18 protein-coding genes are annotated in these 22,164 nt (G+C 60.2%); 7 read left to right on the plus strand and 11 right to left on the minus strand.

Going from position 1 to position 22,164, the window contains the following annotated elements; genetic code table 11:
* Nucleotides 1-40 precede the first annotated feature (40 nt).
* From HDG37_RS25600 to HDG37_RS25620, 5 genes are all read left to right on the plus strand, one after another.
* Nucleotides 41-1,258: a phage integrase central domain-containing protein gene (locus tag HDG37_RS25600; protein WP_184052336.1), complete on the plus strand. Its 1,218-nt coding sequence runs from the start codon at nt 41-43 to the stop codon at nt 1,256-1,258.
* Between the two features lie 53 nt (nt 1,259-1,311).
* Nucleotides 1,312-2,772 carry an AlpA family phage regulatory protein gene (locus HDG37_RS25605; RefSeq protein ID WP_311541587.1) on the plus strand — a complete coding sequence of 487 codons (1,461 nt, stop codon included), beginning with the start codon at nt 1,312-1,314 and terminating at the stop codon, nt 2,770-2,772.
* Between the two features lie 220 nt (nt 2,773-2,992).
* Nucleotides 2,993-4,108, plus strand: a complete 1,116-nt coding sequence (locus tag HDG37_RS25610) for a hypothetical protein (protein ID WP_184052338.1) — start codon at nt 2,993-2,995, stop codon at nt 4,106-4,108.
* Nucleotides 4,108-5,796, plus strand: coding sequence for an AAA family ATPase (locus tag HDG37_RS25615; RefSeq protein WP_184052340.1), 1,689 nt, complete (start codon nt 4,108-4,110; stop codon nt 5,794-5,796). The genes HDG37_RS25610 and HDG37_RS25615 overlap by 1 nt, the downstream gene beginning before the upstream one ends.
* A gap of 498 nt (nt 5,797-6,294) precedes the next feature.
* Nucleotides 6,295-7,524, plus strand: a complete 1,230-nt coding sequence (locus tag HDG37_RS25620) for an inovirus Gp2 family protein (protein WP_260334992.1) — start codon at nt 6,295-6,297, stop codon at nt 7,522-7,524.
* Between the two features lie 86 nt (nt 7,525-7,610).
* On the opposite strand, the gene HDG37_RS25625 is transcribed toward HDG37_RS25620, so the two are convergent.
* Together HDG37_RS25625 and HDG37_RS25630 are read right to left on the minus strand one after the other, a co-directional pair.
* Entirely contained in the window at nt 7,611-9,599 is a 1,989-nt protein-coding gene (locus HDG37_RS25625; protein ID WP_184052342.1) for a cell wall anchor protein, read from the minus strand.
* 81 nt (nt 9,600-9,680) lie between these two features.
* A complete protein-coding gene (locus HDG37_RS25630) occupies nt 9,681-10,307 on the minus strand; it encodes a hypothetical protein (RefSeq protein ID WP_184052344.1) in 627 nt (208 codons plus the stop codon).
* A 157-nt stretch (nt 10,308-10,464) separates the two neighbouring features.
* Between HDG37_RS25630 and HDG37_RS25635 the strand changes: the two genes are divergently transcribed.
* Complete coding sequence (locus tag HDG37_RS25635; protein WP_184052346.1) at nt 10,465-10,812, plus strand: helix-turn-helix domain-containing protein; 348 nt, start codon at nt 10,465-10,467, stop codon at nt 10,810-10,812.
* A gap of 225 nt (nt 10,813-11,037) precedes the next feature.
* A complete protein-coding gene (locus HDG37_RS25640) occupies nt 11,038-12,828 on the plus strand; it encodes an FAD-binding oxidoreductase (RefSeq protein ID WP_184052348.1) in 1,791 nt (596 codons plus the stop codon).
* 122 nt (nt 12,829-12,950) lie between these two features.
* On the opposite strand, the gene HDG37_RS25645 is transcribed toward HDG37_RS25640, so the two are convergent.
* From HDG37_RS25645 to HDG37_RS40080, 9 genes are all read right to left on the minus strand, one after another.
* A complete protein-coding gene (locus tag HDG37_RS25645; protein WP_184052350.1) occupies nt 12,951-13,241 on the minus strand; it encodes a hypothetical protein in 291 nt (96 codons plus the stop codon).
* Nucleotides 13,238-13,621: a hypothetical protein gene (locus HDG37_RS25650; RefSeq protein WP_184052352.1), complete on the minus strand. Its 384-nt coding sequence runs from the start codon at nt 13,619-13,621 to the stop codon at nt 13,238-13,240. The genes HDG37_RS25645 and HDG37_RS25650 overlap by 4 nt, the downstream gene beginning before the upstream one ends.
* A gap of 110 nt (nt 13,622-13,731) precedes the next feature.
* The gene (locus HDG37_RS25655; RefSeq protein WP_184052354.1) at nt 13,732-13,989 is read right to left on the minus strand and encodes a hypothetical protein; all 258 of its coding nucleotides are present in this window, start codon (nt 13,987-13,989) and stop codon (nt 13,732-13,734) included.
* A 101-nt stretch (nt 13,990-14,090) separates the two neighbouring features.
* Entirely contained in the window at nt 14,091-15,098 is a 1,008-nt protein-coding gene (locus HDG37_RS25660) for a hypothetical protein (RefSeq protein WP_184052356.1), read from the minus strand.
* Entirely contained in the window at nt 15,095-15,679 is a 585-nt protein-coding gene (locus HDG37_RS25665) for a hypothetical protein (RefSeq protein WP_184052358.1), read from the minus strand. The genes HDG37_RS25660 and HDG37_RS25665 overlap by 4 nt, the downstream gene beginning before the upstream one ends.
* Before the next feature lie 70 nt (nt 15,680-15,749).
* Nucleotides 15,750-16,748, minus strand: a complete 999-nt coding sequence (locus HDG37_RS25670; protein WP_184052360.1) for a YqaJ viral recombinase family protein — start codon at nt 16,746-16,748, stop codon at nt 15,750-15,752.
* Between the two features lie 72 nt (nt 16,749-16,820).
* Complete coding sequence (locus tag HDG37_RS25675; protein ID WP_184052361.1) at nt 16,821-17,783, minus strand: DUF932 domain-containing protein; 963 nt, start codon at nt 17,781-17,783, stop codon at nt 16,821-16,823.
* Nucleotides 17,784-17,875: 92 nt separating this feature from the next.
* Nucleotides 17,876-18,367 carry a hypothetical protein gene (locus tag HDG37_RS25680; protein WP_260334994.1) on the minus strand — a complete coding sequence of 164 codons (492 nt, stop codon included), beginning with the start codon at nt 18,365-18,367 and terminating at the stop codon, nt 17,876-17,878.
* Between the two features lie 453 nt (nt 18,368-18,820).
* Entirely contained in the window at nt 18,821-22,105 is a 3,285-nt protein-coding gene (locus HDG37_RS40080) for a sacsin N-terminal ATP-binding-like domain-containing protein (protein WP_311541590.1), read from the minus strand.
* Nucleotides 22,106-22,164 lie beyond the last annotated feature (59 nt).

A 22,164-nucleotide genomic window follows, 5' to 3' on the forward strand; every position in this document is an offset into this window, starting at 1 on the left:
ATTCGTTGGTATCACGCAAACGCCTGTTGGTACCCACGACATGAACCTTTCAGATCTCGCTATCCGCAATGCCAAGCCCCATGACAAGCCTTACAAGCTGACGGACGGAGACGGCATGTTTTTGCTGGTGCAGCCGAACGGCGGGAAGTACTGGCGGCTCGCGTACCGCTATCTGGGAAAGCAGAAAACGTTGGCGTTGGGCGTGTACCCCGAGGTTAGTCTCGCTCTCGCCCGTCAGCGACGAGTAGAAGCGCGCGAGCAGTTGGCGAAGGGATCAGATCCGGGAGAAACCAAGAAGGCCGATAGGCGGGCCGCACATTTGGCTGCCGACAATTCGTTCGAAGTCGTCGCAATGGCTTGGTTGGAGGAGCGTCGACCATACGTCGAGCCTCGGCAGCATGAGCGGACGTTGGTTCGGTTGAAGAGCGATGTGTTTCCCTGGCTTGGCAAGCGTCCGATTGCGGACATTAATGCTCCCGAGATCCTGGCTGTGCTGAAACGGATCGATAGCCGTGGCGCTCGGTTTACAGCGCACCGTATTCGCAGCGAGATTGGCCGGGTCTTCATCTACGGGATCAAGGAAGGGCATTGCAAGGGCAACCCTGCGGCGAGTCTCGTGAAGGCCATCCCGCCAGCGCAGACGACTCACTTCGCGTCGATTACCGAGCCCGCAAAGGTTGGAGAAATGTTGCGAGCGTTCGACGGCTTCTCCGGCACGTTCCCCGTGCTATGCGCGCTCAAGCTCGCGCCGATGCTGTTCGTGCGTCCTGGGGAGCTACGGAAAGCGGAATGGTCTCAGTTCGATCTGGAGAAAGCGGAGTGGCGCTACCTAGTCACGAAGACCAAGACCGAGCATCTCGTTCCGCTGGCCACACAAGCCGTCAAGATTCTGAAGGAGTTGCAGGCCGTGACCGGGAGCGGGCAGTATGTGTTTCCGGGTGCCCGTTCCCGGCAGCGTCCGATGAGCGATGCTGCAATCAACGCCGCGCTGCGTCGTTTGGGTTACGACACGCGTACCGAAATCACCGGCCATGGATTCCGAGCGATGGCCCGGACGATTTTGCATGAAGAGTTGGAGCAGAAGCCGGAAGTAATCGAGCACCAACTCGCGCATACGGTGCCGGACACGCTGGGCAGAGCATACAACCGGACGAAATTCATTAAAGAGCGCTGCGTCATGATGCAGAAATGGGCCGACTATCTGGACCAAATGAAGCTCGGCGCAAAGATCATCCCGATGGCGGTTGCGGCCAGCTAGGCCTGTGCTATAAGGCTTCAGGGGGGGCGCGTGGTTCTTGCCGATTAGGGTAGGTGGCGCCCTCGATCTTGATTTGCGTTTTTACTATCCTGACCGATGATTATTCCCGGATGACTGCGCCTATCGAACTGCCGCTTGGCGACCAGATTGACTGCTGGCCACTTGTGCGCGACATTGCGCGCGCGGAGGTGCGGGACCTCAATCCGAAGGCCGCAGGGATCGAGTGTATCGTTGCAAAGAAGCCCGACCCTGTCGACGTAGCTGGCGTTGGACCAATTGAGTTCGTCGAGCGGGAACTGACGGACGATGATCACGCGTATCTCCTGCGTGTCCTGCCTCATTTGCCAGCGCTCCAGATTCCGTACTCCGACGATGTCGTCGAAGCATTCCTACGCAAGTTCCGCGCGCTGCCCGATCGCCCCTCCTGGGAGCCAGTGCTGCTAACAGAGTCTCGGTATCTGCGAGAGCACGCGCGAATTATTGAGCAACGGTGGGAGTTGGCTGGCCAACATTTGCAGGCACTCCAGGATTGGCTCGATATAGGCCGCATCCGAGCATTTCGCAGCAGGCATGTGCCGACGAATGAATTGCTCGTCGGCACGCTGGTTCCGCGCCGCGACGTTCTTGCCTACTTGGATCACTGTGAAATTGCCTATATCGGGAAGAAAACGGCAGCAGCTTCTGTCGAGCAGGAAGCGAAACAAGGCATCGGTGTGGTCGCTAGCAAGGCGGAGACGCAGGAAGACTCGGCCGTTCCCGAGCCCAGGCCCGCATCACGATCCGTTCGATCAGCCTACTGGGTAGCAGCAGTACAACCAGAGGTAGTTAAGAAAGAGCTGAGCGAGCAAGCTGCACCGCAGGCTCAGGCAATTCCGACTGGCCCACTACTCGACATCAAGCAAGTCAGCGAACGGGTAGGTATCAGTGTCTCGATGCTGCATGAAAAAATGAAGCCCGCATCGCGATACTTCGATCACAAATTCCCGCCGAAGATCCAACTCACCGAACGCACGGTGCGTTATTCCCAAGCCGCTGTTGATGCGTGGATACAGGCGTGCGTATCGGGACCGTCGGCGGCAGGGAGCACGAGAGGCAGTGAGGGCACCCATGCTGAACACGTTGCGTTGAAGTTCCAGAGCCAAAATAGTGCCGGCGCAAACATTGCGAACTCCGCCAATGACCAAGGCGATGACGATCGGTTGAGAGACACGGGGCTCCTCACAGAGGAGATCGTTCGATTATTTTCTCGAAAAGCTCGCGATGGGGATCTAACGGACACTTTCTCTAATCCACCTTCCGGGTTGAAGCGGCGTGCTCAGATAAACAGTGTGAAGGGCGTATGTGCCTACTGGAATCCCGTTGAAGTTGCCCTGTGGTTGCACGAATTCAGGACAGGTGTCTATCCCGCGCGCGTGTTGGCGGAAATTTTCGACTACGAAAACCTTGAGCCGTGGCGGTCCCGCTGGGCCGACGAAGTGAAAAGGCTTGATAGGCGCCGTGGCGGTGTGAGGTAACGTTGGCTGAACGATGGTATCCCGGAGCGCATTGTCCAAAGTCGTTCATTGACTTCCCGTGCCATCGATCGTAAGTCACTGAAAAAAAAGAAAAGACCTTCCCGTTGTTTGGTGGGAAGCCTGCGCATTTGCAAGTATCGGCCTACATCGAGCGCAGGCCGAGGTTGCTGTATCGGATTTGTCGGCCTTTCTCGATGCGTCACTTTTGAAAGGAAAGCCGATGACGAACCTCTGTAAAGCGAAACTCCCGCTCCGCGGTTTCTTGCCCATCGCGTCAAACCAGACTTCGCGACTTGTCGCACGTGAAGCGGTACCGCCGCAACATTTCCATCCCCTCACGATTGCGCTGGCGGTGGCCGCCACGGCCACTTCGCTTTGTGTCGCCGCATACTCCGGCTGGGAGCGCGGCGATACGTACGTGGAGCGTGCGACGTATACAGCGCTGGCCGTCGTGATCGCTTCCGGCGTCCACCTCTTACCGGCGATGAGCCAGCAACGGCCGCTCGTAGTGCGTATCGCGCTGTCCCTGCTGTGCGTGGCGGGTCTGGCCGTGACGCTCGGCGGCCAGGCGGAGTTCTTCGCGTTGGCTCAGCAGCACGCCGGGGCACGCCGCGCTGATACTGTACCTGCTGTCGCCTCCCTCTCGCACCTGAAAATCTCTTCGTCTCGCAGCCTGGCGGCCATCGCCGCTGACCAGGCGAGCGCGCGCAAGGCGCTTGCCGTCATCAACGACCAATCCTGCCATGTCCGCTGCAAGGATCTGCGTACGCGCCGTGCCGTGCTCGCTGCGACGCTCGACGAGCTGGATACCGAAGCGAACGAGGCGAAGCGTCGCGAAGTCGCCGATGATCGTCAGGCGGTCCTGGCCGACCACGCGATGCGGTTGCGCGACGAGATGCGCGACGACCCAGTCGTGACGCGACTCGCGGCACTGACGGGCCTTGCCGGGGATCGCGTGGGGTTGCTGCTCAGCCTCGTGTGTGCGGGCGTGCTCGACGGTATCGGCGTTGTCGCCTGGTACCTCGTGTTTGCTGTTCATCGCACAGGTGACCGCGATAGCGTCATGTCGGTCGAATCCGATGACCTCGCGGTAGTGGCGCGCGTCGTACACGGTCCCGAGGCGGAATCGAAGAATCGCGCTCTGCCGCCGATTGCGGACCGCCTGCTCGACACGCGACTGACGCAATTGACGCGAGCCGTCGCTGACGGCCAGGTGAAGATGACGGTGGCGGGTATCCGCAATTATCTGGGGTGTGCGCAGGGGACGGCGATCAAGTTGCGTCGCGAACTGTTGGCGCAGTGCACGAGTCAGCTCTCGACCGACGGGGAGGTGTGATGGCAGCCGCCCGTTTCAACAGTACCGGCACCGGCGTGATCCTAGAGTCGGCGGTCGACATTGTGATGGAGTCGCCAGACTGGCTTTGGCCTGGTTGGCTCTCGACCGGCAAGGTGCATTTGTTGGCTGGGCCACCGTCGTGCGGCAAGTCGACCCTCGCGGCGAGCATCGGCGCGATTATCTCTACGGGAGGGCGCTGGCCGGATGGATCGGTTAGCCCGCGCGGCCGCGTACTTATCTGGTCCAGCGAAGACCGTGCCGAAGACACGATCATTCCGCGTTTCGTTGCCGCTGGCGCCGATCGCAGCATGATCGAAGTCGTCCGTTGCGTGGAGGAGAGCTGGATGCCGCGCCCGTTCAACCCGACCCGCGACATGGGGTACCTCGAAAACAAGATTCGCGAACTACGTGATGTGCGGATGGTGATTATCGATTCGATCGCCGACCTCATGTCCGGCAGTCCCGGCAACAATGGCAAGGTCCGCAAGGACATGCTGCCGCTGACCGGCCTCGCGGAGCGCACAGGTGTTGCTGTTGTCGGGCTCGCGCATGTCGTGAAGGCTTCGAAGAAAAAGCACCCGCTCGAACGCATCCTCGGTGGCGTTGGGGTGGGTGCCGTGGTGAGGATCGCGATGCTCGTTGCCCGCGACGACAGCGGCGGCTTCGGCGCCCCGGGTGAGTGGAATGTCCTCGTCAAGGCAAAGTCAAATCTGGGTCGCGACGACGGTGGATTGCTGTTCCGCACGGAGGGGTTCCGGCTCACCGAACCCAAAACGGGCAGGCCGGTCGACAGTTCGCTGATCGTCTGGGGTAGCGCCTTGCCAGGGACCGCGACGGCCATCCTGCATCGTGCGGAAGGTGGCGAAGCAGGTGGCGGCAAGGTCCGGCAGGCTGCTGACTTTCTCATGTCGACGCTGCGGGATGGCCCGGTTCCGTTCCCGGAAATTGAAGCCAGGGCGGCCGAGGCTGGTATTTCGGAGGCGACGTTGCGCCGTGCGCGCGAGCAATACGGCTTCGGCTCGAATAAACAGCGTGGTGCAGGATCAGCGAGTCCACACGTCTGGTCGATGCCGCAACAAGGCATGAGCAGCGGCATGGCCGGCGGGCACAGCATTTCGGACCTCGCTGTTTCGGCACCGATCGTTAACTCGGGGTACACGTCGTTGTTCCACGGCTCTGCAGCGCATCCGGGTGCGATGCCCAACGGCTCGGATCTGGCAACGTATCGTGGCGGATTTTCGTCGCCCCAGTTCGCTTCGCCAAATGACGCGCGGACGTTCGTCGCACCGCCGGCGCAAGCTGAACAACATGCGCAAGTTGAGCAAGTTGAACAACCTGAGCGGGTAGAAATGTATCCGCAGCTGGCACGCGTGCCGCAGCCTACCGTGTCAATCGCTGGTGACGCGAGCATGAGTGATTGTCGCGGTGTGCTGCAGGAGCCGCAGGCAGAAACCGGCATGCTTGCTGCATTTCTAGGGTATGCGCTGGATGAGGTCAAACGCGAGATTAGGCGTCGCCCTCTGCCTGTAGATAGCCAAGACCAGGACGAAGCCTCGTTTTACTATGCCGACGTCGTTGAATCGGTGGTCAGAAGCTACGAAGGTGATCTAACGCAGCCCGAACGGCAACAATTGCGGGAAGCGCTGTGGGCAGAGCTCCTGAACTGCGTTTGCGCAAATCAGCAATGAGCGGCGTGCGTCGGTGCATGCCCGTCCTCGAATCCGGGGGCGGGCAGGGGCGACTTTCTTAGTGACATTCGCTATCTAAACACCAACGTTCGCCAGCCGTAGCCCGCGGCGTCTTTGCGCCAAACCGGGTCCCTTTGAGCATATGCGGCTGACCACAAGTCCAGTTGGCGTGAGTTCGCGTAATGACGGGTTTCGCTGAATTGCGTTGCCGTTCAGCGAAATTTCATATGCCGTCAAGTAAAAAATGTCGGTACAAGTCTTAATCATTATGTGGTGAATAATGTTAAATCTTTCCCGATCTTTTGGTTTCATGTGTGCGAAATACCTATGTTTCGTGTGATATCGAATTTAGGTAACTAGTGAGATCATTGGTTGTTCTTGAGAAAGTAGTTGTTGTTCTTGGAGGAGCACTTCATCGAATCGACGCTACTTCATTGAGAAATTATTCACCGCACCGGGAAACTTTAAATGATGTAAATTAAAAATGAAGGTTTGAATATGAGCGTCTTTGTTCCGCAAGAAAATCTGGATATCCTTGATCAAACGTTCGAGCAGCTTGCTCAGCAAGAAAGCGTATTTTTTGGTCACAGAACCGAAAAAGACCGTACTTGGAAGACCGGTGACTACGGCTGGCTGTTCAAGCGGTTGGTCAAGTTCATGGATGCCGTGCTGTACTCGAAGTTGATGCCGTTCCATATCGAGCAACATGGCAAACGCAAGAAGGTGACGGACGCGTCTCACCTTGCAAGCTATTATCGCCAATGTCATCGGTTCATGGATTTATATTGGAAAGGACAGGCGTATAGCCCTGATCTTCAGTTGTTCTTCGATTGCTTCCTCAAGCATCCTAAGATCGGGTATTGCCTTTTTCAAGGATCGAGATGGAATCTGGAAGAGGGGCTGTGCGAAGCGGAGGTGTTTAACGATTTTGTGACATATCTGAGACGCGAGGCGGTAGCCGGTAACGTCAAAAAGAAAATCGCTGACTGGAAAGCGGTCTTGAAGGATGAGAAGAAGTCGATCCGAAAATACATCGTTTGTTTAGCCAAGAGGTACTCGAAAATGTTGGCCGTCCGGGTCGATATGGGCTATGTGACGGTAGCGCCGAATGAAGAAGCAACGCATTTACGCACGGCGTGGCAATCCGGCGATGCGAGCGCCTGGTCAGCGCCGATGGATGCGGAGCGCGAGCGGGCCATGCAGGCGGAAAACAGAGCTCGAATTGACGTCGAGATTGCATTAAGGGATCGTGCCACGTTCTTCAGCAACCAGTACGGTGCAGACAAGGATTTATTCGAGCACATGATCGGCTATATCGTGAAGCTCGAGCGCTCTGATAATGGTCCGTACCATTTTCACTGCATCTTTTTCTTTGACGGCCAGAAGGTGCAAAGCGTCAAGTATTGGACGAAGCGCATCGAGCGCTACTGGAAGAAGATCACGCAGGATCGCGGGTACGTGCATAACTGCCACATCAATCCAAAAAAGGAGGAGCTGAAAATGCAGGGGCGATGGGCAGTCGGCCGTATCTGCAGTGGCAGCCGGCGCCAGGTCAGGACGCTCGCGCGATATGCGACGTGGTATTTCGCGAAGGATGGCCAGCGTGTGCGGGTGAAGCCCAAGGTGAAGTCAAAGCTGTTGACGACAGGGCTGACCCGTGAGAAGCGATTGGGTGGTCCCGGACGACCGCGAAAAGCGATGATGAGGTCGACGTCAGCCCCTGCGTAAGCATTGGGGCAAGAGGAGCCCATCGGCCTGACGAGCTCCTCCCAATGAAAGGGTGCGAAGCAAATGCGCACGCGCCCTCGGTTGCGTTACGGCTGGCCGTACTGCCAGGTATTCGTATAAAGCTCGCCGTCCGCCTGCCAGCCGAGCTGCACCTGTACCGCCTGCTCTGCGGGCGAGCTTGCTGTGGGTGTGAGGACGTCAACGAACGGCGTATTGAACGTCAGCGGTGACGGCGTATTGCCCGTACTCGATCCCCATACCGTCGCGTCGTAGGTCGTGGCCGGTATGCTGGTTTGGGCCGCGCCAAGCGAATTGATCGACGCCCAGAAGTTCGAATAGAACGTACCGGCTGGCGTCGTCCAGTCGATCAAGGCTGACGTACCCGGCGCACTCTGCGTACCGGAACCGCCCGGCGTCAAGTAGTTCGCAATCACGTCCTTGCCGAGCGTCTGCCAGGCCACCGTGCCGCCCGCGGCCGCCGCATAGTTGCGAGCGATGTTCTGGATCTGCTCCGAGCGGATCTCTGTGCCGGTCGTGTCGTACAGCGTGACTGTGTAGACGCCGAAGCTTGGGATCGTCGAGACATCCTGCGACGATGTCGCGTATTCGGGCAGACCTTTCGGCGAGAACGACGTCGTACTGCCCGAGACCGGCGCCCACGCCCACTTGTAGGTCGTGGACATGCCGCCGTTGACACGGTTGCCGGTGCTCGTGAGCGGCGCTGCCAATGTACCCGTCGGAATTTGCAGATAACCCGCACCCGTGCCGTTCCCTGCGGTCTGGAACCAGAGGCCGCTGGTGGGTAGGCCCGGTCCCGTCACCACAGCGGAGCCGACGCCCGTAACCGTACCGTTGACCTTTACCGAAGACGGGATCTGGATGTCGAGACCTGACTCGTAATGCGCGTTGGCCGTGTTCGCCGAATCCGTGTACTGCCCGCGACCGAGGAACGACGCGATGTAGGTGCCATCCTGCTGCTGGTTGCCGATGATGTCCCACTTGCCGTTGGGGAGTTGCTGCACGTAATCCATAGCAAAGTCGGGCGTGCCGTCCGGATCGGTCATCATCAGATAGACGAGCGCGGCCGGATTGCTGATGCCGGCAAGCGTCCCAGCCGGAAGAAACGCAACCGTCTTGATGCCGGTCAGCACCGTACCCTTGGTAAGGAGTGTGTGACGCCTGGCGAAGCCGGCGACGCCCGTGCCGACGCCGTTGTTCAGGTAACTCGCATCGATCGCCGTCGTGCAGTTGCTGCCCGAATTGCCCGTGGCGCCACCCTGAACGTCCGACATGCAGGCGGTCAACGATGCTTGCAGGCTGGCCAGATAATTCGCCGGCTGGGCCGGTGCTGAAAGCGCCGTGGATACGGTCGTTCCGGAGTTGAGCTGGACGGCCGTATCGGGATTGGCAAGGCTTGTGATTTGCAGGCCGGAACCCGTAGCCGACGGCGTGACGGCGATGGAATCGATCACCGCATCCGCGCCCGTCTGGTTCGGCGTGAAGGTCGTGCCGATGGGATCGAAGCTGGTTGTAACGCTGTTGGCTGACAGGATAGGTGCGATCGCGGTATCGAGGGTGGCTTCTGCCGTGGTAATGGCCGAGGACGTGATGGCGGATGCGTTACCGGCCAGCGTCGCCGGATTACCCGATGGGGTCATGAGTGCAGCAACCGCCGTCGTTAGCGGCGTGACGTTCGCCGTGACTGGTGCGCCGTTGCTCGTATTAACGATGGCAACGACCGAATAGAGCATGGACGACACGCCGGACGGATCAGTCGCGGTAATCAGGAAGGGAGCGGTCAGTCCGGTCAGCGAGACATTGTAGGTGCCGTTTGCGGCGGAAGTAGCCGTTGCGGTCTTGCCTGCCGAGTCCGTGACCGTGACAGTCGCTCCGGTCAGCGCGGTGCCAATGGCGACGGTACCGGTCATGGCAGTCGCGGCAGCCGTTACCGGCTGGCTACCGGCTCCGCTCGATGTTGACGAGCCACTGCCGCCACCGCCGCACGCGGCGAGTACGGCGCTCATCGACGCACACAGCGCGAGTCGCGCGATCCCCGTGTTGAATCGGATTTTCATTCTTCTATGGTCCTTGCTGGTTGAGTGGTGTGGGGGAAGGAGGAACCGCCTGTCACAGACGGCTCCGTCTTTACGCTGCTGTCAGCGATCGAGCTGCCAGCCGTTGTCGGTCTTGACCATCGAGAGCTTGTCGGTATAAGTCTTCTCGATCCCGTCGCCGACCATCGCGCGGAGGTTGTCGCTGTTATTCGAGAAGAAATCCATCCAAAAGGAATACGGCAAAGCCCGGCATTTGTTCGGCATCGAGTTGATGTAGTTCTTGATGTTGATTGCGCCGTTCGCCTGTCCGCGTATTTCATCAACCTGGGGCTGGTATTTCTGAACGATAGCGTTGTAAGCGGCGGTGTACGCATCGGTACCGGGGCTGCCGTCGAGCGCCTTGATCTCCTGTGTTTCCAAGGCACCGAGCCGCGCTTCCTGCTGTTGAAGATCCAGCCACTTCTTCATTCCGTCCTTCTCATCGCTCGTAGGTTCAAGCTGTAGCGTGTATTCGATCTCGACCTGATAAGCGGTGGGATCGTTGCCGGGAACGCCATTCGTTTTCTTGAAGCGGGTGAGCGTCAGGTCCTGGCACTGGTCGATCTGTGACTGGAATGCAGTCTTTGCATCGGATTCGCTCGGAGCACTGTTGCCGCATGCGGCAAGCAAAACGGTTAGCGCACTCAGAGCGACGAGGAGGGGGATGCGGGTGTAGCGGTGGTTTTTCATGTCGTGAAGACTCTTTCCGATTTGTAAGGTTTGTTGGCAAAGCTGGTGGAGCCGTTGCAATGTTAAAGGCATTCATCGTTGTAGGTTTAGGTTCAACCCATAAAGTCCTTAATTTCAAAGGTTGTGTTCTCCACTATTTCGGTGGAACGGAGAACACATGGCAAAAGTAGATCTGGACGAGCTTGCCGGCCTGATTGGCCGGGCGATTGCAAAGCACCGACTGGGGAGCGGCCTGACGCAAGAGCAGGTTGCTGAATTGCTCCGAATCGGCAATGAGGCCGTTTCGCGTATGGAGCGCGGCCTCGTAATGCCGACGGTTGCCCGGCTGGTGGAGCTGGCAGAAATCTTCGGCTGTGATGCCGCGGATCTGCTGACCGGAGCCAGCACGCGCAGCAGTGATCAGGGGAAGTACGTCGGCCAGCTTCTGGCGAAGCTCAACGGCAATGACCGGACGATGGTCGTCGAGATTGTTGAACGTCTGGCGGGTCGGCTCGCGCGACGCTGAGGGGATTGAGCCGGTTGCTGACGCGGGTTCAGCCGGTATCTGGAGAGACATCAGGCAGAGTTCGGCCAGTTTCGGCCGCTCGTCTACGATGTCGCACTGACACTTGGATGTCGCTTTGATCTTTTGCAGCGGTCACTCGCTCGACGGAACGAACCGGGCTCGCTTTAGAATCCAGAAACGATGGTTCGCCAAGCCGATTGGCTCCCGGTAAGAAAAAGAGACGTCATGAAGAGACGATGCCTTCTAAAGGGCGTTGCCGCCCTGCCTTTCCTCCCCACCACCACGATCTTTGCCGACATGATTCCAGCTGTGGCTCGAACAGGCCGCGTCCGGCCTATCGATTCTGCATGGCCGGAAACAGAAGAGTGGGAGGCGCTGAGTCGCGCAGTTGGTGGAAATTTGTTGCGACCAACGACCATCTGGCAGACCTGTGCGCAAGCGGCCCGTACGCCCGATTGTCTTGCTCGCCTGGAGGAAGCACGAAACCCGATCGCGCTCGGCGACGATCCCGGCGGCACCCAGATCTCGGGCTGGCTCGACGCATGGACACCCCGCGCGAGCGCTTACGCCGTGGCGGCCCGTTCTACCGCCGACGTGGTTGCGGGCATCAAATTCGTGCGCCAACACAATTTGCGTCTGGTGGTGAAAGGCGGGGGGCATAGTTACCTTGGCGGGTCGAACGCGCCGGATTCCATTTTGATCTGGACACGCGGGATGAACCGCATCGAGCTACACGATGCGTTCGTTCCATTGGGCTCTTCGATGCCTCCGACGCCGGCTGTGACTGTAGAGGCCGGTTGCATGTGGATCGACGTCTACACTGCCGTTACCACAAAGGCGGGGCGATACGTCCAGGGCGGCGGTTGTGCGAGCGTGGGAGTGGCCGGCCTCGTCCAAGGCGGCGGTTTCGGATCGTTCTCGAAGCGTTACGGATTGGCGGCCGCGAGCCTGCTCCAGGCCGAGATCGTCACCGCTGACGGCGTTGTCCGCACGGTCAACGCATCGCAGGAGCCCGACCTGTTCTGGGCGCTGAAAGGCGGGGGTGGCGGCAGTTTCGGTGTGGTGACCAGGATCACTTTGCAGACCCACGATCTGCCTGAGCACTTTGGTTGGGCTGAGTTCACGGTCAAAGCGTCATCGCGTGAGGCTTACCGGCGGCTGGTTGAACGGCTCGTTGACCACTATGCCGAAAACCTCTTCAACCCCCAATGGGGCGAGCAGCTTGTTTTTCACGAGAACGAAGTCCACGTGTCGATGGTGTGTCAGGGCCTCAACGACGGACGGGCCAAATCGGTCTGGGCACCTTTCATCGATTGGATACGAGCCTCACCAGCAGATTTCACCTTCAACGACGAACCTCAGATCGGCGCCGGTCCCGCACGCCGCTGGTGGGATCTCAAGGCCAACCCGGGACTGGTGCCCGACCCACGGGCCGGAGCGGCCACCCAGCACGGTTGGTGGCGAGGCGATGGAGACCAGGCCTCACTATTTCTGCACGGCTACGAGTCACAATGGCTACCCGCGACGCTTCTCGAACCAGCCCAACGCGGTCAGCTTGCAGGGGCGCTCATGGAGGCCACTCAATTTCAGGCTGTGGAACTGCATGTCAACAAAGGGCTCGCGGGCGCCCCTACGGAGGTGAACGAGCAAGCACGTCAGTGCGCCATGAATCCGAAAGTTGCCGACGCGTTCGCCTTGATGATTGTGGCTGCGGGCGGTCCGCCGCCGTTTGCGGGGCTCCCGATCACGCCCCCTGACATGACAGAGGCACATCGCCAAGCCGAGCGTGTGGCCAAAGCTGCGGCCGTTCTTAAAGCATTGTCGCCACAAAGCGGCTCCTATCTTTCGGAAACAGATTTTTTCCGTGGAGATTGGCGCGAAGCGTTCTGGGGGGCGAATTATGCGCGGTTGAAAGCGATCAAGAACCGCTACGACCCCGAGGGATACTTTTTCGTCCATCACGGGGTCGGCAGCGAGGACTGGAGTCCCGACGGCTTCACGCCGGTGCGGTTGTGATCTTTGGGATGTCCGTTCATCGACTTGGAGCGGTCGCGCGTCGTCCATTCGGACCACAGACCGCTACGGGGCGAACCCAGCCGAATACCGCGTGCCAGGTTCGCCCATAAGCAGGTGTCCAATCAGTACTCTTCGGGCAGCAGGATCGTGGTCGCGGATCGGTCTGGCTCAGTAATGATCCAGACCTTGCTTCGCCCGTCCGGCAGGTTGTAGCCGGACAGCAACCGCTTGCCGGTTAGCACCGCCAGCTCGTTCGCGGCTAGATCCTCTGTGCTCAAATCACCCCAGTCACCGTGAATGTGCCGCGCGAGCAGCAGCACACCTTCGATGCCCGCCGCATCGAGCGCGGCCTGAGCTGCGGGAGTGATGACAGGTCGCCCGATCGGGAAACGCGGGCCGTTCGCGTAGCTCATGCGTGGCCCTCCTGTACGTAGTGGGCGGTAGACCATGCGGGATAGCGACGGGTTGCCGGTTGAGCCGGGCGGGCTTCGTTACCAGGCACGACGTCATCCAAGCGTTCGATGGTGGAGTTCGACCGATCCCATTCCGTGATGACCAAGATGCGAGTCTGGTTCGGCAGGCGGTAGATCGAGATCAGCCGCAGGCCAGCTACGATCGATACATCGTTCTGGCGCTTGTCGTCGTCAGAAATGCAGCCCCAGTCGCCGGCGATATGGCGGAGCACGACGCTGATGAGCGGCACGCCGTTCGCGCGCAGTGCCGCGAGCGCCGCGTGCGAGACGAGCAGCTTGCCTGGATGGAACAGGGGCTTGAGGCGGGTAGCTTGATACATCTTTATCTCCTTGATACGGACGAGCACGCCCCTCCGGATCTGGCCGGATGCGTGCGGACGAATGAGGGGGAAACCGCCGCAGTGCGCCGGGCGTGCGGCGGCTGAACGCGTTACGGGCGATGGTTATCGGATTCCAGCGGAAGCCCGACGCCAAACTGGGACAGCGCCATCTCCGAGTGCGCGCGAAGCGCGGGAAAGATGCTTGCGGCACCGGGCATCGCCGCGAGGACGCGAATCTCTTCACGGCTGCGGTGCTGTTCGAATGCCCAAGCTGCAGCGAAGCTGATGGCCGTGATACCGGCCGCGACACCGAGGCACTTTGTTACGGGACCGGGATGCGGCAGATGAATGAATTTCGTTTCATGCATGGATTGCTCCACGGATAGATGACGAGCACGGGTCTCCGGAAGAACCGGATGACGTGATCGCGTTGTGGTGGAAAATGGATCGGGCGCAGGACGCGCCCGGCTTATGCCGTGAGGTCAGCGAGCTGGCGGCGCAAGGCGGACGCCTTTGCCTGAGAACAGCCGAGGTGACGGCGAATGTCGCTGACCGTCGGGCGTAAATGGCCGGCCGCGATGTCGCGAACGAGCCTGGTCACTTCGTCACCGGGCGGAGACTCATTCGGTAACGGCGTGACCGGTTCGTCGCGCGGTGCGTGACGTTCGGTGACAGGCGTGCGATCCTGCCCTGCAGTTCCGTGACTAACGGTTTTCTCGATATGACTTGCCGCAAAGGGCGTGACTGCGGTCCGAGTCACCACAACAGGTTCAGCCGGTAACGACGGCGACCGAAGCGCCACCGTCCACAGCAGGCATGCAACGCCTTCCAGAACTGCAGCGAATGCGAGCCCCGACAGCACATCGACGCGCGCCGTAGCGACGCCGAGTAACGCTGCCAGTCGTGACGTGACTGGATCGGCCCGTGATGCGTCACGCTGCGCCATGACGCGGTCACGCCCGGCTTGCCGCCGCCGGATGTCATCGGCTTCGGCATTCAATGCATCGAGTTTCGCGGCGAGCGTGACGCGACGCACATCGAGTCCGGCGCAGTAGCGCGAGCAGTGCTGCACTCTTGCCAACGCGAGCTGACGTGTGACAGTAGCCCGTTCCTCCATGACGGGCGCTAGCGGTTGCGGCGCAACGGAAGGATTGCCCAGCACGTCTGCTGTCACAGCGGACGCGCGGGCATCGCCGGCATGCTGCTGGCCGAGAAAGAAAAAGGTCGCATGACCATAGCAGGCGGTGACCATGCAGGTACCCCATAACAGGTAACCCGTGATCCGGACAGCTACCGGCGCACCGCGTATGAGCGTCGGCAGCAGGTGGGCGCTGACGACGAGCACGACGCTGATCGCGACCCACACGGCCCGCTCCGATAACGTACCGCCACGCTGCCAGCCGGCGAGCACCGACATGCTGCCCGCCGTACCCGTCGCTACGACTGCTAGAAGCAGAGCGGGCCGGACGCGGATCATGCAGCCTTTCCGCCGAGTGACGTCGCGCGCTGTTCTAGCTTTCCTCTCAAGCCGGAAGCAGGCGGCGCCACGACCTCGGTGCTACCGTCCCCTTGACTGTCTCCGCAACCGGAATTGGTTGGGTAGAACTCTTCGGCGACGGCCGCGCTTTCCTCGATACTGTCCTCGAATGCGCCGTTACTGAACCCGGCACGTGCCGCAGTGTCGAGAGCCGCCTGATCGAATCCGGTGGCCTTGCGCCGCGCATCGATTTCCCGTGCCTGCATGATCGCCTCTTCGAGAGTGCTGCCACTCCGCACGCCGAGGTCCACGTAGTAGATCGCACTTCGATAGCTCTGCGCGGTCGACTTTCCCCGCAGCTTCAGCTCCAGCGGCAGGCACGCAAGCAGGTTGCCCGATACCGCGCTGAAGTAATGCAGCCGCGCAGCGAGCGTGCGAATACTGTTATAGGACGTCGTTCTGAAGATAAACGATCCGAGTTCGTCATCCTTCTCCGGCAGACGCTTGCCGTTCTTCTCGACAACGCGACCGATGGAAATTCTGCCGATGATCGGCGGGGTGATAGCCAGGCCTTTGAGCATGGAGACTCTCCTATAAATGTAAATAGCGGGAATGAAGCTGGAGGAGCGGAACAGCAGGAATGGCGGGGAATCAGGTGTTCACGAGAAATCGGCGGGAGCCAGCTTTCGTGATGGCGTACTGCGTGGCTAGATGCGGGTGATCAGCGAGCAGGCGTTTTAGATCGACGCCCGTGCCGCCCTTGCTGCGCCGGTAGGAAACGGAACCGGTCTCGAACTCGGCCCGATCGGCTTCCGCCATCGCTTGCACGATGCTCTGCCTGAGTTGCGCTTCGACCTGCTGGCGAGCCTCGATCTCGACTCGCACAGCGACGAGATCCGCGAATGCCGATGAAAGCCTGCGGTCGTCCTTGAAATCGACCGTGCCGCCCGCGCCCGGATACAGACAGCGCAGCGCACGATCCGCCGAATCTGAGCCGTCGGCTGGAGGCGGGGAATCCGTCGCCACGTAATTCCAGAACCCCGCTTCGAGTTGGATCAGGCGGGCTATCAACCCGTCGTCACGCTCGATGCGATGCACCTCAAGTTTCTGGCCGCAGATCAACACGGCGACGTCGGCAGCCGATTTACCTGTGACGGCGAGCTGATGTTGTACCTGAAGCTGCACGTACTCGGGCACGCCATCACGCCAGAGCCGTGCGCCGAATTCGCCGGCCGTCTTGCATTCGAGCAGTTGCACGTCGTGATTGCCGACCACTTCGCGATCGACGTTTGCGAGCATGAACGGGATCGTCGGATGCTGGAGCACCGCATTGACGCGCCGAACCTTGTTGCCGGTTTGCTTCGTGTAGGACGCGGCGACAATCGGCTCCAGCAATGTGCCCCAGTAAATCGGTTCGGTGGTGTCATGCGGATCGGGGCGCGGCAGGTTCGCGTCGCGCCCGGTCTTGATGAGCCACAGTTCTAGCGGACTCATGTACGGATTCAGACCCACGGCAGCCGCCGCATCGGAGCCGCCGACCCCGGTTTTTCTCACCGACAACCAGTCTTCATGAGACAGGTCTTTCGTTTCCACGAGTCGTAATGCCGGACGATTTCTGCCACGTCCAGGCAGTAGTTGAGCTTGAGACATTGCATTTCCTCCAGATGTGAAAAAGCCCGGCGGAACGATCCCGGCCGGGCTGTTATGACGTTGAGAACATCATCAGGCGATCAGTTTTATCGCCTCGTCCCAGGCGCGCTGCTTCAGCGTCGCTCCCGCGCCGAACCACGCGGCATCGAGTCGGTTATCCTCGCTACGAGCGCGGCGCTGATGGTCGACAAACTCCGTAACCGAATTCACCAGACCCCATGCCGTGTCGGACGATGAGGCGAGCGTCGCGCCCATCCCCTTGCCGGCGTACAGCGATTGCACGGCTTTGATTGCGCGGTCGTTCGTCACAGGCATCGGCATGTTCGGCCCGCCAGTCGGGTACGTGAGCACGCGCTGAAAGAACTTCTCGGCGATGGAATCGTTGACCTTGCGTTCGGTCAGCGCCTTCATACGCACCATGAATCCGTCCCAGCTTGAAATTGCGATGCCGAGCTGGCGTTTGACGGCTGCGGCGTCGAACTGCGAACGGTGCGGCACCTTGACGGCACCCGCCGAATCGCCCAGAGCAATCTGAAGCGTGTTGTTGCAGACGACCCGCACACTCGTGAACTGCGCTGTGGTCGCAAGCGTGCCGTCGCAGGCGGTGGCGAGCAGCAGATAGCCGTTGACAGTATCGTTGCCTTTGAGAGTTACGGACTGGCCCGTGCGAGCGAGTGCCCAGAGCTTCTTCCCGTCCTTGAGTACGCCCGCGGTCTCGAGCTCGAAGCCGTTTATCTCGGTGAGATCGCGGTAGAACTCAAGAATTTCGCGAGGTTGAACCACCTGATACCGTGATGACACAACCGACAGCGGGGCTTTAGTATCCGAGCGGTACAGCACGCGCTGTTCGGGAAATGCGTGGATAGAGCCAAGGCTGCTACTACCGGCAACGAAGCGGACGTCGGCAGATTCGATCTGCCAGTCCATCCCCGATTGTTTCATCCATACCTCGATCGGCTGACGTGGAGATAGTTGATTGCCAAGGCCATGCCACTGGGTTTCACCAACATAGGCCATCGATTTGACGAGATGCATGAATAGCTCCTTGTAAACGGCATAAAGCCCGGCGCGCGACCGAGCAGATGCGAAAAAAATGAAGGGGATACTGCTGAAGAGAAGACTACGGATCAGGGAGATGCTTTGTGGCGGCTGAACACATGCTGGCATACGTGGCAGCGGAAGTTATCGAGCACCTTGTCGTCGATCACTTCGCCGAACACCGAGCCGGTTGCACAACCTGCTGTGCCGCCGATGAGGCCGGCGATCACGGCACCCGCGATGGCTCCGCACACGGCACCGGCAGGTCCGGCGAGCACGCCGACGGATGCGCCAGTTTCCGCACCGGACAGGGCGAACGCGATACCGCTGGCCGTGCCAGCGATTGCACCAACGGCTCCGCCAGTCTTGCGTGCGCGGTTGCGAGCATCGACGCAATCGGACTGGCACTTCGGGCATGAGGGGATCGAGCCTGGTTGTGCGTTGGCTCGGGAATAGTTCGACCGTGTGTGCGGCGGGACGAAACCTCGCTCAAACGGTTCGTCGTCGTCGCGCTCGTGCAGATGCATATCGTCCGGGTCATACGGATCGTGTGGATGGGGATAGAAGCGCGGATCAGGCATGGGCGGTCGCAGCCTCCCGCCGGATCTTGTCGCTGTACTGGCGTAGGCCGACTGATGTGAGCACGCCGGCCGCGAAGACAATGCCGAACGCGAGTAGGTATTCAAAAGGGGAAGGGTAAGTAGGCATCACGGCTCCGATGAGTTCACCTGCACGGGAATGCGGGCGGAGCGGGCGGGCATGCTGCCGTGCTCGAGAGGGTGATATATGTCTCAGATTTGTTTGATTGTGGTCAGGAATGCATGCGATCGGCGGACCTTAGCATGTCGCGCTTGCGAAGGCCGGCGTGGAATCCGTGCCGATATTTAGCGTGCCGACGAAATAACCAATCGAGAGTGATCCTTCGACAACCGGTGGCGGAGCCCGGAATAGAACTCGAGTCCGCTTGCTGAACTAAATGGTAACGCCTCGGCCCTGAGGACATGGTTTCGTTTGTTGAGCCGCGCATCTACCGCTCAGAGTGGGAGCTCCGCTTGAGCAATCTCACGCCAGCCCCGGTCAAAAGTAAACGTCTTAGCGAGGCCAACCGGATTCTGAATCCTGAGCACTCGGGCCTTTGTCGGGTCAGTCGCATGTTCGACCACGTACAGCCAGTAGGCACTACCTTTCCCGCGGGCATGGTCGAATTGCGTGTGTGACAGTGCTACGGGCCGATCTTCTAGACTACCCGTCATCGACTTTACTTCGACCCATCGAACCTGCTTGCCACCGGGGTCGGCTTCGTAGAGGTCGAAGCCATGATTGCCTTCCGGTGTGCGGCGAAGTGCTGGCTCAAGCTTAATGATCAGGTCGATAGCATGCCCTTCGATCTGCATACGTGTCGCTTGATCGAGGCCGTCTGGATCGGGCCCATCGTCATCCGGATGTGTGCCGACGTAGGAGATGAAGGGGCGCCCCCCCGTTTGGCCGGGTGTCCTCTTTCCATGACTATCGCCATTTCCATTGGCTTTGCCGCCAGAAGCACCGTGGGCATCTGAGCCGCCGGGCGCGCCTCCGTTTCCCGGACCACCGCCGCGTGGTGTTCCAGTACCGGTGCGGCCTTGGCCGCCACGCCCAGCACCACTGCCTACGCCGTCGCCACCATCTGGATCAGGTGTGACGGGCGGGATATCCGGCATGTCGTCGCCGTATAGGTCTCTGGCATCGTCGTACACGTCACCGTCGGATGGCTCGTCGGCCTCCGGCTCGGAGGCTGTCGATGGCTCGGGTTCGAATGGTGGATTGGTGATGCCTAGCCGGGAAATCAGGTCGGCCACGTTGGTGATACCGAGCTTGCGCAGCAGATCGAGCGCCGCCGGATCGATGCCCGCCTCTTTGGCCAACTGATCGATGATCGGAGGCTTGAAGGCGATCTTGGTCTGCAGGAATGGGTTGGGCTTCCAGCCAAGGGTGTCGAACACTACAAAACTCGGAGGCACGAGCTCGCCGTCGGCGTTCGGCACCCAAGCGACCTGATTGAGCGTCCGGACGAAGGTGGCGTCGAATCGGGCGGTCTTTGTCTCATGGGAATAGCCCCATTTGTAGGAGCCATAGAAAGCGGCAGTGCCACGCCCTTCGAGGTCAGCCAACGCCTCCCACAGCACCTTCACCCTGGCTGCTGCCTCCTCGGGTTCCAGTGTGTGCAAGAACTCCAACAGCTGCTTCAGCCCACGAAGACTGAAGTCTTCTGGCGGGCTTTCCCAGCTCGCACGCTCAAGGCCTGCTTCTCTGCGAATCTGCGCCTTCTCGGAATTCCCCAGCCCCGATGGAGTTGCTTGCGGCATGAGGTAGCGGCTTGCGCCACATGACACCAGCAGGTCACGGATTTCTTCACCACGCAGGCAGTCGTATTCGTGGTCGACGACCAAGATGTCGGGCACGCCGGCGAAGAGCTGCTGCAGGCGGTCGGTGGCGATGTAGATGTCTCCGGGCTTGGCGGCGTAGGCTTTGCCATCGCCGGTGTCGACCACCATCACAAAGGTGGTATCGCGTAGGGCTGAACGGAGCTTTTCTTTCTGCGCTGTTGAGTCGGTACTGAAGGCAGCACGGATGCGCTCGATGTCGGCAGCGTAGACGTCGTCGCCCACATCCACTTCTTCCTGCTGGTACTTCGGGAGGAGGTTCCAGATCACGTCATCTACCGGATCCGGTTCGGTGATGCCCAGCGAACTCAGGAACAGGCGAACCTCGGGTGTCGCGCACACTGCGCGGCGCATAGTCGGGAAACTCGTGGCAATGGCGCTGGGCAGGAAGGCCTTGGCTTTCCCGTTCTCGCGCGCGACGACGTGGGTGCCATCATCAAGGCGGATGAGCGGAACAGTGTCGAGGTGGCGACGCAGAGCCTTCTCCTGGCCGCTCAGAAATTCGTACAGCCGCAACACCCACTCGTCTGATTGTGTCTCAAGGAATGACTTGGCTAGGCTCGGCAGTAACTTTGTTGGCGTGATCTCGTCGATGTCGAGTTCGCGCATCAGGTACTGGCGAATCTCGGGTGCCTTGTCCTGAGTGATGTCGCCAGATAACCAGGCGGCGACCTCCGAACCGAACAGCGCCGCAACTTGTTCCGGGCTGAACAGCTCACGCAACTCTTGCGTGCGCGCCAGCCTGGCCTGATGGGCGGTGACATGCCTGCCGTCGAAGGCCGGAAGCAGCGCCTCCTCCTGAAATGCCAGCCGGACGCCATCGAACATCGGAGCGAACCGCGAATTTTCGGGGAACTTCTCGCGGTCAAGCGGCAGGCAGCGCAGCGCCGAGACATCCAGCATCTCCTTGTCACGCATCCAACGCATCGCTTCCACCAGTAGGTTGGACGTTTCCTTGACCAGATGTTGGTTCCACGGCTCGCTAGGTGGGATGTTGTCGCGGCTGGGCGTGGTGCGATACGGCCCCTGCACGAGGAAGCCAAGGTGGCTCTCAACCACGGTCGGGAAGAACACCACCAGCGGCGATTTGGCTAACGGCTGCACAGCCCAGCGACCCGGGGCGTCCTTCACCGCCGCGACCAGCGAGAAGGCGATTTCCACCCGCCCGACCTTCTTCTGCTCGGAAGAAAACACATCGCGGTGGAAAACGAGCCAGTTCTGATCGACTTCGGGCCGATCATCCTCTTTGCCGATCACCGTGATGCGCTGGACATTCGGTCCGAGCGGTTCCGGGATATTGCGTAGGTAGAACCCGGACGCGCGGCCCTCGACGCTCCAGTTGATTTCGTCAATGTGGCGCAGGAACAGCAGCGCGCCTGGCCCCAAGTTGCGGAACCCAGCCGTGATGTCCTGTGCTGCGCTCCTGTCCTCCGGTTTAAGGGGGAGGATGATCTGCGTCTCGTCCGCCGCGCGCGCCGAGCATTCCAGCCGTTTGGGAAAGACGTAATTCTCAATGGCGAAGTCCTCGTCGCCAGAGTGAATTTCCGGAAGATCTGTGACGGTGTAGACGGACTTGAAGCCGAGGCCGAAGCGGCCAATGGAGGACTCGTTCTTAGTGCTCTCGGCAATGTCGCAGACGCTTCGGACGTCAGCCTCGTCGAACGGCTTGCCGAAGTGGGAGAGCGTCAAGCGGGTCGGGTTCAGCGTGAACGAAACCGTGCGCGATCCGTGCCAGTCGCCCCGCCTACCGAGGGCGTCCTCGGCGTTTTGCATCAGTTCGAAGATGAAGTGCGTGCGGTCGTCGTACAGCCCGGCTGCCAACCTCCCGGACTTCTGAGCGCCTTTGGTGCCGTAGTTCTCCCGATTTTCCTCGCAGATTTTCTCGTAATTCGATGCCACCGCCGTTCCCTCTCGGTCAGGCATCCATCTGATGCCAAGTTTGCCCAAGTCTGCCCAAC

This window comes from Paraburkholderia sp. MM5384-R2 (assembly GCF_014201025.1).
Classification (GTDB): domain Bacteria; phylum Pseudomonadota; class Gammaproteobacteria; order Burkholderiales; family Burkholderiaceae; genus Paraburkholderia; species Paraburkholderia tuberum.